The sequence below is a fragment of the Yersinia rochesterensis genome (genome assembly GCF_003600645.1).
Classification (GTDB): domain Bacteria; phylum Pseudomonadota; class Gammaproteobacteria; order Enterobacterales; family Enterobacteriaceae; genus Yersinia; species Yersinia rochesterensis.
The window spans coordinates 2255245-2268279 of record NZ_CP032482.1; the positions used below are offsets into that span (position 1 = coordinate 2255245).

Below are 13035 nucleotides of genomic sequence, written 5' to 3' on the forward strand. Positions count from 1 at the left end.
TCACAGTTACGGCAAAAAATCACTCTCCGTAAATATCGAAACTAAAATACTTTTTCTGAATGGCATCATAGGTGCCATCAGCACGAATCGCCTTTATGGCCCCATTAAGGGCATCGCGCAAAGCCGGATTATCTTTACCGACGGCGATGCCGACATCAGAGGAGATAGTTTCGTCTTGAATGACTGGCCCAGCAAAAGCAAATTTCTGCCCGCGCGGGGTGTCGATAAAACTACTGGCGGCCTGAATATTATCTTGCAATGAGGCGTTGATGCGCCCTGACAGTAGATCGAGATAGACATTGTCCTGATTGGCGTAAGAGACAATTTTGACCCCTTGCCCGCCCCAATGTTTTTTCGCGTAAGTTTCATGGATAGACCCGGTCTGAACCCCGACGGTTTTTCCTTTGAGGCTGGCAACATCCGGTGATAATGGGCTGCCTTTGCGCGCGACTAATTGCGCGGCACTGCGGTAATAGCGGTCAGTGAAATCGACTTCTTTTTTGCGCTCATCGGTAATACTGAGCGATGCAATAATGGCATCAAACTTGCGCGCATTCAGGGCCGCAATCATACTTTCAAAGGGCTGTTTGACGAAAACACACTTGGCATGCAGGTTGTCACACAAAGCATTCGCGATATCAATATCAAAACCGGTGATCTCGCCACTGGGGGCCAGAACATCAAAAGGCGGGTATCCGCCGTCCACACCAAAACTGATAGTTTCTATTGTTTGAGCCGCCACGGGCGCGGAAAGTATCAAACCAGTCAATAATGCAGCTAATGTTTTTTTCATCATTAAAGTCCCGTTTAGGTAAGCCATAGAAGCGGTAAGTCATAGCAACAGCAAGCTGTTAGAAACGCAACGAGAGGCAGGTTAAGCCGCCATCCATTTTTTTAAATTCACTGGTATCAAGTTGAACAATGGGCATCCCCAGCTTTTCAATTTGCGCCAATGTATCAGGATAACCTCGCGGCGTTATCAGCGTATCATTGATCCATAAGGTATTACCGGCGTAAGACTCCGCTTCTGGAATCACAATAGTATTGAAATCGGCAAAGGCAGGATGATGTTGATAATCTGCGGTTAGCAATAAAGTATTGCGACCGACATAGTTAACAATGGATTTCAGGTGCAGCCCGGCACTCACTTCAATGGCGGTCACGCGATAGCCATAACGCCCTACTGCCGCAGTAAATTCGCTAATGCCCGCTTCATCGGTGCGGGATGTCAGCCCGATAAAAAACTGTTTATCCACCAATAACACATCACCGCCATCAAGGTGCCCGCGAGGACTCATGCGAAAAACCGGGCGGTCGGTAAACAGTGGCTCGATGGTGTCCACTTCGCCCTGGCGACTCGGCGCTCCGGGGTGAGTTATCACCGCCAGTTCCGGCATGACGACTGCGGTATCTTCGACAAAGTGGGCATCTGGAAAAGCCGATGCTGCCGGTAAGATGGTCACTTTCAGGCCAAGTCGCAGCAAAGTATCCACATAAGCCAGAAATTGTTGGCCGGTGGCGGCAACATCCGGCGCACCCAATTGGGAGGTTGTCTGGCCGCTACCACAGGTATCAGCAGGGAGTCTGGCAATAGCTTGAGTAAAGTACATAAGCGATTCTCTTAATTGGGAGCGAAACTATTGATCTGATTATTAAACAGATACTGTCACCAATCAGGTTGAATCAGCCCGTTACGACTATACATTTACGCTGTTTATAATTTTCCACACGACTTATTCCGCTGTCAGCAAAATGAAACCACCGTTTCCCATACGCTTTAGTTATATACTGAATGATATGATACAAGCTGAGGTTAATGACAAAGTTGCTGATACTTATCTAACCAAGGGCGTCAAATGAAAAAATTAACTCTCGTGATGCTCACCTTATTACTGGTGGCCTGTGCCAATACCGGCCATGTTGGTGTGAGTGGCGGTTCGAGCGGCATATCCAGTATCAGTATTGGTACCGGAGTTCGCAGGTAGACGGGGTTCCCGCCCCTTGTTGTTACATTACTGCGTTTATATACTGAATGTGGCCGTGAATTAAAGGCAAAAACTGACCTGTTTCTGTATTTAAATCAATTGAATAGCGAGCAAAATATCAACGAATACCTTGCTCGCTATTGCACGGGATATTAACGGAACGGCGGCTCGTTAAAGGTGCGCAACTTGCGTGAATGCAGTTGGTCGCCCTCCGCGCGCAGCAAATCTATTGCCCGAATACCAATCTGCAAATGTTCGGAAATAGCGCCCTCATAAAAATGATTCGCTTGCCCCGGCAGTTTGATTTCGCCATGCAAAGGTTTGTCTGAGACACACAGTAATGTGCCATAAGGCACTCTGAACCGATAACCTTGTGCCGCGATCGTGGCACTTTCCATATCAACGGCTACCGCCCGACTGAGATTAAAACGCAAGGCAGAGGCAGAAAAACGCAGTTCCCAGTTGCGATCGTCGGAAGTGACCACGGTTCCGGTACGCAGCCGTTGTTTGACTTCAACGCCCGGCATGCCACTCACCGCTTTGGTGGCGTCATATAATGCCCGTTGAACCTCAGCGATGCTTGGAATTGGAATATCCGGTGGCAACACCGCGTCCAGCACATGGTCGTCGCGCAAATAAGCATGCGCCAAGACATAATCGCCAATCGCCTGACTTTCACGTAAACCGCCGCAATGCCCGATCATCAGCCACGCGTGTGGCCGCATCACTGCCAGATGGTCGCAAATGGTTTTGGCATTGGATGGGCCAACGCCAATATTCACCAAGGTGATGCCATGCCCACTTTCTGCGATTAAGTGATAGGCGGGCATTTGATATTTTTTCCACGCCAGATCGGAGGTTGTCTTCTCCGGATCGGCATTTTCGACAGTTATGTAGCTCCCCCCGGCGCAGGATAAGGCTTTATAGGGGCTGGCGGGATCAAGGATTTGCTCACAAGCCCAACTGACAAACTCATCAACATAGCGGCTGTAATTGGTAAACAGAATATAGGGCTGAATATGTTCTGCCGGTGTGCCGGTGTAGTGTTTGAGCCGCGCCAGGGAGAAGTCAGTGCGCAGCGCATCAAAATGCGATAACGGGAAATCAGCGCCGGCAATATCAATACCGTCAGTGATGGCATCGCCGATTTTAGCCAGATCCGTGGTTGGGAAGTGCTGAGCTAGCCCTGCCGTCATCGAGCGGTCGAGAATAAGGTCGGAGCCATCAATAACAAAGGGATAAGGCATTTCTTGTTGTGACGCTGTCACTTCGAATACTGCACCATACTCAGCTTCCAGTAATGTGAGTTGCTCAGTCAGGTACTCCCTGAATAAGGCTGGCCGAGTGATAGTGGTGCTGTATTGGCCAGTGCGTGAGAAGCGCCCATAAGCCCGAGTACGCTGATGTGAGCGGAATCGGCCATCCCAACTGACACTGAGTTGCGGATACGAAAATAAGCCTTTCGCCCGGTCACCCACATCTGGCAAAGCTCCATCACGAATATATGCGCTGATAGCATCACGCAATGCGCTCAGCGCCGCCTCGTATAACGTCTCCAGTCTCTCTATCGCCTCAATGGCCGAGAGATGAGTTGTAACTTGTGATTGATTCAAGGTATCTCCTTTCAATACGCGTAAAGGCGGTGTTTAGCTTACTCAATAAAGCTGGGCAGAAATAGAAATATGAGGATTAAAATGGTTAATTGAAATTATAAGCGGTGCCCACGGTGGACTTATTATCGCGAGCCGCGACCTCGTCGGGTCAGCGCTTTTCTTATAAACAACGACCCATTTTGCCACTTATTCCTGCGTTTGATTCCCCTCACCCACCTTAAAATAGTTACTGTCGCAGATAACACTTTATTTTCTGCTTTGAAAAGGTCTCTTTTGCGTGGCGAAATCATTTTTACGCAGTGGTAGTTTGGACGATATTCTGGCGTTGGGCGAAAACGGACAACCCGTTTATGCTTCTGCGTTTCAGATTAGAGAGGCATTACGCCTTAAAAAACAGCAAAATATTGCTGATTGCCTGGCGATTCCTCAGCTCAATGAGCGAGGGGATCGCATTGATTGGTATGCCCCTATTGAAGGTAAAGTCACCTCATGGGTTGCGGCCAGCACCACTGAGCGAAAATCCGCCATAAAGCAATTGTCAGCCTTTCTGTCTAGCATCAATGATTTATGCCAGCATGCACAACAATCAGATAAAGCCGCCCACCGATTATTAGGGGTGTTGTTAGCGAAAACTATGCAATTCCCTGATCAGAATCATGTTTATCTGGTGGCGGGCAAGCCGGTGTTGACCTTCTGGGGCTTTGTCAGCCGGGGTCAGAAAACACGGACGGATCCTCTCGATTGCTTACGGCAAACAGCTGAAGCCATTGAGCCAACTATTATCCCCCTAAGTGCTGCGCCCTCTGCGCCGATAACGCCACCGGTTGCCGCTGCCGAATTACCCCCGCCACCCGATATTGCTCCCGTGATACAGCCGGCTGTAGCCGTAGAACCCACATTGCTATCTACACCAGAGAAAAAACTGCCCCGCTGGTTGCGATTCAGTTGGATATTGCCAGTGCTGGCCTTAATCATTGCATTAATTGTGCAATTTAGTGGCGGTATGCCAGAGAGCGTTTCGGCAGCGCCAGTGGTGTCTAAGGATAAAATTGTTGCAGATATAACGGCTGAGGAGAAGAGCGCACCAGAGGTCAGTGCCCCTGCCATCACGATTATCCAGCCCGCCCCTGAGCCGCAACTCCCGCTGAATAATGCCACCATTATTCCCTCTCAACCGGTGGTAGCGGAGTCTGTGGAAGTGCCGGAATTAACGGCGGCGCAGAGCAAACGCGCACTGATACTGCCTTTCGAGGCGGTCAAAGTGGGGTCAACGGCATTTCTTAATGGCAATTGGCGCGTCAGCCCCGATATTAAAGCGGCCCAAACCGGTAAAGCGCCCAGCTTGAGATATCAGATTAAAAATGGCAAAGGCACGGTAAGAATTACCCACGGTGATAATGTCACCTGCCAGGCTAATATTACCGCCGGGTTAATGAAATCGGGCAATCTGGTGATCAACAGCCGCTATAGGGCGCAGTGTAGTGATGGTTCAAAATATCAAATTCCTGAGATCGTCTGTAAGCAAGGCATTACCGGCGTTGCTGATTGCAAAGGCCGCTATGATGCCAATACCACACTTCCAATGACGATGAAGCGCGAGACTAAATAATATTATGCTGGCAACGATCACTGACTATAAACAGAAAATTTCGCTGATTCAGAATAGTGGTATCCAGTTTTTGGACTTCGCCTTAAAACCTGAATGTAATAGCGAACTGCCGAATAAATTTGTGCGTAAAAGTGCTAATGGCCCGCTACTGCGCCTGAATTATCATGAGCATAATGGCAAATATTCGCTGATGGTGCCGGGCGCGGCCCCTGAAATTGTTAAACCCGAGTTTAGTTTCTCGCTAGAACAATCATTGAAATTGCTGAATAAAATTTGGCTCCCCCTGCCTTTCATGCGCTTTAATCCGCCGCGCACTTTCGTCAGTGGGCCGGATAATTGGGCCAGAGTACAAATTTTAGTGTTGGATAGCCCGGATCAGGATGGCAATACATTACGGATCACCATGGCCTTTGACACCAAAGTTTACCCTGAAGGCCACGCCAACGAATATTTGGCACCCAACGAAAACGATATTAAAACAGGATTGAGTTTTGCGCTGGCTTACCATAATGAAGAATTAGCCGAATTCCTTGATTTAACCTGGGTTGATGGTTGGTTGCGGGAAGTCTTTATTCAGCAAGCCTCTGAGCAGGAAGAACGTACCGCTCGCCATATTAGTGCCTCATTGCGCGAGTTTGAATATCAAGCCCACTACCTTAACTTATTGGAATTACTGGGTAGTCAGGTCGGTGTGCCAGAAATTAAAATCAATACCAGTACCCTGCAAGAACCCGCCGTGAGCGTCGACCTTATTCTTGATGTCGGCAATTCACATACCTGCGGTATTTTAGTGGAAGAAAGTAGCGATGAAAGTCATGGTTTGAAACAAACCTATGAATTACAAATCCGTGATTTGAGTGAGCCTCACCATCTGTATAACGAATTGTTTGAAAGCCGAGTTGAATTTTCACCAGCGAAATTTGGCAAGCAGAACTTTTCAGTAGAAAGTGGCCGTGATGATGCCTTTATTTGGCCGTCGATTACCCGTGTTGGCAGCGAAGCCAGCCGCATGGCGCTACACCGCTTGGGCACTGAGGGTTCTACCGGTATTTCCAGCCCACGCCGCTACCTGTGGGATGAAGAGACCTATACCCCAGGTTGGCGATTTAATGAAACCCCCATTGCACAAATATCATCTACACAAGCATCATCCACGCAAATACATGAGCCGCTGGCGACCGCATTGCCGCTGATTAATTTGGTTAATGATGACGGCCAGCCCCTGTATAGCATGCCGATGGATGATCGGCTGCCGGTATTCTCGCCACATTATAGCCGCAGTTCATTGATGACTTTTATGTTATCGGAATTGCTAACACAGGCGTTGATGCACATTAATAGCGCCGCCCAACGTTTGAAAATGACCCATGCCAACGCCCCACGGCAGTTACGGGCCATTATTCTGACGTTGCCGTCAGCCATGCCCAAACCTGAGCGAGAAATTTTCCGCCGCCGGATGAATGAAGCTATTGCTCTGGTCTGGAAATCAATGGGTTGGCATCCGGCAGATGATAACTTTGTCTCCGAGCAAGACCGCGCCAAAAGCCAAGTCCCGGTACCGACTGTCCAGATGGAGTGGGATGAAGCCACCTGTAGCCAGATGGTTTATCTGTATAACGAAACCCAGGTTAACTTCGGTGGCCGGACTGCGGCCTTTTTTGCCAGTATGGCGCGGCCAGACAAGCAACTTGAAGCCGGAGAAACTGCAGGAAAAACCTTACGCATCGCCTCAATTGATATTGGTGGCGGCACCACCGATCTGGCCATCACACAATACTGGTTAGACGATGGCATAGGTAATAATGTTAAAATCAGCCCACGCCTGCTGTTCCGTGAAGGTTTCAAAGTCGCTGGCGACGATATTTTGCTGGATGTTATTCAACTGTATATTTTACCGGCACTTCAAGCTCGGCTTAAGAAAGCAGCGGTTATCAATACTGATGCCCTGATGGATAAATTGTTTGGCAATGATGGCCGGATGGATGGGCAATCGGCATTGCGCCAACAAGCTACGTTACAAATATTTATGCCAGTCGGGCGAGCAATTCTTGAAGCTTATGAAGGCTTTGATCCACTGGATACCAATGCAGAAATTGACGCCAGCTTTGGTGAGTTATTATCCCAGAACCCAACATCGAAAGTATTGGAATACATTAACAGTGAAGTTCAGCGTGAATTGCCCGCCGATGCCGGGGAATTTGATATCTTGCATGTGCCTCTGGTATTGAAATTAAGTAAATTGCATGGCGAGTTTTTGTCTAACCGGATGAGCATTACGCAAAACCTACGTTCGTTGTCCGAGGTGGTGTCGCTCTATTGTTGCGACGTGCTGCTATTGACTGGCCGCCCTTCGCGCTTCCCCGGTATTCAAGCTTTATTCCGCCATCTACAACCGCTACCGAATAATCGTATTCTTTCGCTGGATGGATACCATACCAGCGATTGGTATCCGTTTAACAAACAGGGCCGAATTGATAACCCGAAATCCACTGCTGCGGTGGGTGCAATGCTGTGTTTGCTGGCGCTCGATTTACGGCTGGCGGGTTTTTACTTTAAAGCAGGCGATTTCCAACCTTATTCGACCATCCGCTACCTTGGTATGCTGGGCAGTAACGATACCCTGACGGATGAAAATGTTTACTATCGTGATATCGACTTGGATAGTGCTGATTTTGCTCTGCCATCCGACACTCGTTTTCAGGTGAGAGGCTCATTGTGCCTTGGATTCCGCCAGCTTGATAATGACCGTTGGCCGCCATCCCCTCTCTATACTTTGTCAATTGTGGATCAAGAACTGGCCCGCAAAGTCGCCGGTGACAGCGTGTTGCATGTTAGATTGAAACTCACCAAAGGTGATAAGCCATTTATTGATAAAAAGGGTAGCCCAGAACGTTTTGAGATAGCTGACGCCGTACTGCAAGATGGCAGCCGTGTCCCGTTGCATCATCTGCGTCTCAAGCTAAACACACTCGCCAGCAATGGCTCAGCATCAACCCATTATTGGATTGATAGTGGGAGCGTATTTAAAAAATGAAATCATTAACCAACCAGCAGCTCAATAGCCAGCTTAAGCAGGTGACTCAAGGCATTGATCAGACGATTGATTGGATTAACAATACGCGCCAACACGCCATCCGTCTGGACATAGAAGCCTCTCAACTGGCGGTTAAACTGCGCCGCCACCGTAACAAAGCTCGCCATCTGTCTGAAATGGCGCTAACCCCTATGAGCATTGGCTTTTTCGGGCAATCCTCCGCCGGGAAGCAGCACCTAATTTCTGCATTGATTGCTGGTGAAAATGGCCAACTGGAAACGACTCTCGCGGGGAAGACCCTCAACTTTTGGCAACAAATTAAACCCGGATATCAGTCTAGTGGATTGGTGACCCGCTTTAGCCATCATGCAGTTATTAGTCATTCAACTGTCAATGATTCAGCTAATCATCAATCAATAAGTCATCATGAAAACCATCCAGTGCAGCTTTCGCTACTCAATGAAATGGATATTGCCAAAATAGTGGCAAGTGTGTTTTTGCGGGATAAACAGCAAGAAATGCGCATGTATTCACTGGATGAGCAACATATTAGCGATCATCTACAACAATTGGCGATGCGTAGACAACCGTTAGCTATCGCGGGTATTACCAGTGATGAAGTCATTAGTCTTTGGGATTATTTGATTCGCCATGACGCATTACGCCAGAAGACACTAGACACGCATTTCTGGCCCTTCGCGATTGAATTGGCACCTTATTTAAGTATTGATGATCGGGCTATTTTATTCTCATTGCTGTGGGCCGAGTCACCACCGCTGACGGATGCTTATCGTCATTTTGCCTATACCTTGCAGCACTTGGGAGGCACGTCACAATTATTGGCCCCACTCAGTGTGTTAGTGGACGATACATTGTTACCTACCAACGGCATCATGAATGTCGCCGCACTCAACTACCTAAACACCCCAGCTGACACTCAAATTCAAGTTTTGCCACTGCAAGACTCGGTAGCAAAGAATATTGCAGCAAAGAATATTGTTGCAAGAGACCCCGTGACAGTGTCACTCGCGGAGCTAACGTTACTGTCAGTTGAATTACAGATCCCGCTACGCGTGTCGGCGGCCGACCATTTACTTAATTCAGATAAGGTGTTTGAATCCGTCGACTTATTGGAGTTCCCCGATTATAGCGACGTATTCGATGTCTCAACTCATGTTGAGCACACACTTTATCCGCTAGCCGCTGCGCTATCACAGGCTAAGAATACCTATCTGCTTGAGCGCTACACAGACAAACAACAAATAAACCTGTTACTGGTCTGTACTGCTGCGAGCAACCGTACCGAAGTAAAAGTGGTGGGTAAGGCGCTGGACTATTGGGTTAAACAGTCTCAGGGCGAAAATAAACACGTTCGTTCGCGTAGAAACCCAGGGCTTATCTGGGCGCTAACGCCTTTTGATCAACGCATTTCCTCGGCTGGCGCGAAAAACCATGACGAAGCAGTACAACGTTATGTCGGAAACCCCGGTGATAGCTGGGGCACTATGCTGGCATTGGATACCCGCGGTATTGAGCGCATGGTGACTTATCTGGCACAAGAAATTCGTCGTGACATTAAAGCCGAACGTATTACTGAGCAACTCCATGAACTCCAGCGAGAGCTGACAGAGAATTTGTTGGTAGGTTGGGCTCAACCTGCAACCAGCGAATTACAACAAAAGCAGTGTATCGCCGAAACATTGCTTAAAACACTACAAACCCGAACCGGCTTACACGGCGAGTTATTGGAGCGGTTATTGCCTTCGCGTGATGAGTTGCGCGCCCTCTATTTACAACAACCAAACCGTTTGCGACAACAAAACCGTGCTGTTGAGCTGGTCACCCCAACCGTCAGTCATCACGATCCGTTCAGTATTGGCATTGATATCGATTTATTCAGCGACCCACCTTTATCGCCTGAACTGCCAACGTCAGCAGCAACACCATCAAGTGGCGATTATGAAACAGAATATGCCAAAAATGTGCAACGTTACTGGATCAATCACCTGAGGCAGTTACCAGATAATGCCCCACTCATTGAGTTATTAGGCATCACCAAACCGACGATTGAGCTGCTGGTTACAGAGCTAATAACTACCAGTATCCGATTAGATATCACCGGACAATTAGTCAAAATACTGGCTGATAATGAGCAAGTTGGCTTACATCGTGATACTAAGGCTGACCGCCAAGTGTCTCGTGCCCTGACAGTATTAGGTGATTTCGTCGCTTGGCTTGGTTTTTTACACATTAATGAAGCCCTGCGGCCAGATAGCCGAATTAATAGAGGCTATAAGATTTTCGCTCAATCCCCTCAATCATCATCACCATTGGGTGCATCACAAAGGCTAACTAAATTGGCCCTCACACCGACTAATAATACTGCATTTTATATTTATGATTGGTTGGTCGGCTTAGGTGAAATGATTATTCATAATGAGGGTTACTCTGCCAGCAGTGAAATCAGTGATCATCATCGTGAGCAGTTGGCGGCTATCTTAATATTGGTCAAACAAAACCAACATTAATTAACCCATAGCGAGTAAAACTCATCGCTATAATAACCCCCTCCCATAATCAGCAGGAGGGGGCATCGTCATTAATGCGTTAAATACTCACTATCAAGACGCCGGAAAATACTTTTCCACTAAAGCATATAAAATGGCGGCTGTTTCAATGTCAATATTACCTTGGTAATTATTAGGCCTAAAGTGCAATTGAAATGCGCGTATCAGATGTTGATAACCATCATCATTGCTGGCAATAGAAACATCGTATCCATAAGTACTAAAGTGATTCAGTAAGTCAGTTTTAGCCGGTAATCCGTGTTGGGTAAATTGCTGAGTGAATTTTTCCTTAGTATCCGGATCATACCAAGCACCAATACCGTCATTATACAATTCTTGCCAAGGAAACTCTGGCCCTGGATCACTTTTGCGAGTGGGGGCAATATCAGAGTGAGCAACAACATTTACCGGCGATATATCAGGGTAGCGTTGTAAAATATTCGCCGCCAGTTGTTTTACGGCGGCAATTTGGTTTTCTGGATACGGAGGGAAGTTGAAAATGCCACCATGTTCAGTGGCTAAATTGACAATCTCAATGCCGATAGAGGTGTCATTGAGATTAGTGCGCCCTGCCCAACTACTGACCCCTGCATGCCAGGCTCGCGCATTTTCATCTACCAAGTTAAATATCCGTATATCATTAAACCCGGATTTTTTATAACTTTCATCGTTAAGGTCGGGCACTAAATAATGAACACTGACGTTATTACCTGTTAGGGATTTTATAGAGTTTTCAAAATTCTCAGCGGTGTAGTGCAAAACTAAGAATCGCACACGGGAATTAAATGATTTGATAGCGCGGAAATTATTATAGTCAATCATATACATATTAAACTCCTTGTAATTTGAATTTCAGTCAATATATATCAATTAATACAATTTTCTCTTTTCATCCATATGATGTTAATACCCACTTTATAGTGCTCTAAGGACGACGATCCCTGGTTTATCTTTAACATATTGAATAAAAGGTGAATCAACAACTTTCATATTACTTTTAAGTGAAGAGGCATTACGCAGCATTGGCCCATCAGGTGTCATGATAAAAATGCCCGTATGCGTCACATCCAATCCATTGATTTTTGTATAAATACCAATGTAATCGCCGGTTTTTAACTGGCTGACAACAGCGTCATTAATAAACTCAGCTGGAATATAAACAACATTGCGTTTAACCGTGCCCAATGTCGGAATAAACTCACCACCATCCTTTTTTTGATTCAAAAATTTAACCACGGTAACAGCATGTGAACTTATTTTTGCAGTAATATCTTGGGCGTTTAATGGTTGCTGATGAGACCAGTCAGTAAAGAAATGCTTTCGATTTTTATAGCTGATATCACTATCAATATAGCGAGTGGCAATAAGCTGCTGAATAAAATCTGCTGTATCTTTAGACTGACGCAGCGAGTTAACATAATCAAGATAAGTAAAACAATCTAGCCCTCTGAAATCAATCACTAACTCTTCAGGTTTTGTCGGTGAGCCAATAAGCATATTCGCCTTATAAGGCGTTCCCAGAAAATTAGCAGAGACTTTATTAATAATCTCTCCGGGTTGGTGGCTATCGGTTGTTTTTACTTGTGTTTCTATAATGGCAGTTATGCGATTAGCCGTGTAATTATCAATATCAACTCTTTCTTGAGGGTTATTTTTCGCGCCACAGCCCGCTAAAACTACTATTACAGCCAAAGATAATGATTTATACATAAGTCCCTTTTGCGTCTTATCCAGTTATTCCATACAAGCTAAGAATTGCCACCTTACTGTTTGATATTTAAACAACGCATCAACAAGATTCCATTCAATGAGGTTGATTAATCATGACAACCTGGTCGTCGGACTTTTTTGAACACTCCCCCGCAAGATTAATTACCATGAAAATAGGGGTAACTCTCTCTTTTTCAATTGATTAAATTATTCTCCTTTTAGTCTTGGTGGGCGTCAATTTGTGATCAATCTTAGATTTTTGCATTCTTTTCATCCCATGCTCTTGTGCCTTGTTACCAATCGTGTTTATCTTTTAAGGCTTATTACATTTACTGATGAGATACCCCGTGAACTATTCCGCTGCCAAGTTAGCTCTACTAAGCATCGACCTACTCAATACTGCGCATGTTGACGCAGTCGTGGTCGTGCGCGTGGTGGTGGTGGTCGGCAGCGCGCCGTAACGGGTACCGAATCCAGAAAGATTCCCAAACCCCGCCGGCGCCAGCCGAGCGGGGTT

At 46.7% G+C, this 13035-nt stretch carries 10 protein-coding genes; 5 read left to right on the forward strand and 5 right to left on the reverse strand.

Annotation, left to right across the window (positions count from 1 at the left end; genetic code table 11):
- Positions 1 to 19: 19 nt before the first annotated feature.
- Together DXZ79_RS10555 and DXZ79_RS10560 are read right to left on the reverse strand one after the other, a co-directional pair.
- Entirely contained in the window at positions 20 to 793 is a 774-nt protein-coding gene (locus tag DXZ79_RS10555) for an ABC transporter substrate-binding protein (RefSeq protein WP_038639507.1), read from the reverse strand.
- A gap of 58 nt (positions 794 to 851) precedes the next feature.
- The gene (locus tag DXZ79_RS10560) at positions 852 to 1610 is read right to left on the reverse strand and encodes a dimethylarginine dimethylaminohydrolase family protein (protein WP_038632842.1); all 759 of its coding nucleotides are present in this window, start codon (positions 1608 to 1610) and stop codon (positions 852 to 854) included.
- A 246-nt stretch (positions 1611 to 1856) separates the two neighbouring features.
- Here DXZ79_RS10560 and DXZ79_RS21130 point away from each other — a divergent pair, with 246 nt between their 5' ends.
- Positions 1857 to 1985 carry a hypothetical protein gene (locus DXZ79_RS21130; protein WP_259275165.1) on the forward strand — a complete coding sequence of 43 codons (129 nt, stop codon included), beginning with the start codon at positions 1857 to 1859 and terminating at the stop codon, positions 1983 to 1985.
- Positions 1986 to 2137: 152 nt separating this feature from the next.
- Here the strand turns inward: DXZ79_RS21130 and DXZ79_RS10565 are convergent, their stop codons facing one another.
- On the reverse strand, positions 2138 to 3598 hold the full coding sequence (locus DXZ79_RS10565; RefSeq protein WP_038632839.1) for an AMP nucleosidase: 1461 nt from the start codon (positions 3596 to 3598) through the stop codon (positions 2138 to 2140).
- A gap of 277 nt (positions 3599 to 3875) precedes the next feature.
- Here DXZ79_RS10565 and DXZ79_RS10570 point away from each other — a divergent pair, with 277 nt between their 5' ends.
- The 3 genes from DXZ79_RS10570 to DXZ79_RS10580 are packed head-to-tail and all read left to right on the forward strand — an operon-like array spanning position 3876 to position 10769.
- A complete protein-coding gene (locus DXZ79_RS10570; RefSeq protein ID WP_162928743.1) occupies positions 3876 to 5207 on the forward strand; it encodes an SrfA family protein in 1332 nt (443 codons plus the stop codon).
- A 4-nt stretch (positions 5208 to 5211) separates the two neighbouring features.
- Positions 5212 to 8241 carry a virulence factor SrfB gene (locus tag DXZ79_RS10575; protein WP_120011268.1) on the forward strand — a complete coding sequence of 1010 codons (3030 nt, stop codon included), beginning with the start codon at positions 5212 to 5214 and terminating at the stop codon, positions 8239 to 8241.
- Positions 8238 to 10769 carry a putative virulence factor gene (locus DXZ79_RS10580; protein WP_120011269.1) on the forward strand — a complete coding sequence of 844 codons (2532 nt, stop codon included), beginning with the start codon at positions 8238 to 8240 and terminating at the stop codon, positions 10767 to 10769. The genes DXZ79_RS10575 and DXZ79_RS10580 overlap by 4 nt, the downstream gene beginning before the upstream one ends.
- A 93-nt stretch (positions 10770 to 10862) precedes the next feature.
- On the opposite strand, the gene DXZ79_RS10585 is transcribed toward DXZ79_RS10580, so the two are convergent.
- Positions 10863 to 11636: an N-acetylmuramoyl-L-alanine amidase gene (locus DXZ79_RS10585; protein ID WP_038632827.1), complete on the reverse strand. Its 774-nt coding sequence runs from the start codon at positions 11634 to 11636 to the stop codon at positions 10863 to 10865.
- An 87-nt stretch (positions 11637 to 11723) separates the two neighbouring features.
- The gene (locus DXZ79_RS10590) at positions 11724 to 12518 is read right to left on the reverse strand and encodes a DUF1460 domain-containing protein (protein ID WP_050291701.1); all 795 of its coding nucleotides are present in this window, start codon (positions 12516 to 12518) and stop codon (positions 11724 to 11726) included.
- A gap of 335 nt (positions 12519 to 12853) precedes the next feature.
- On the opposite strand from DXZ79_RS10590, the gene ivbL reads away from it, so the two are divergent.
- Positions 12854 to 12979, forward strand: coding sequence for an ilvB operon leader peptide IvbL (gene ivbL, locus DXZ79_RS20805; RefSeq protein WP_071841722.1), 126 nt, complete (start codon positions 12854 to 12856; stop codon positions 12977 to 12979).
- The last annotated feature ends 56 nt before the right edge of the window (positions 12980 to 13035 follow it).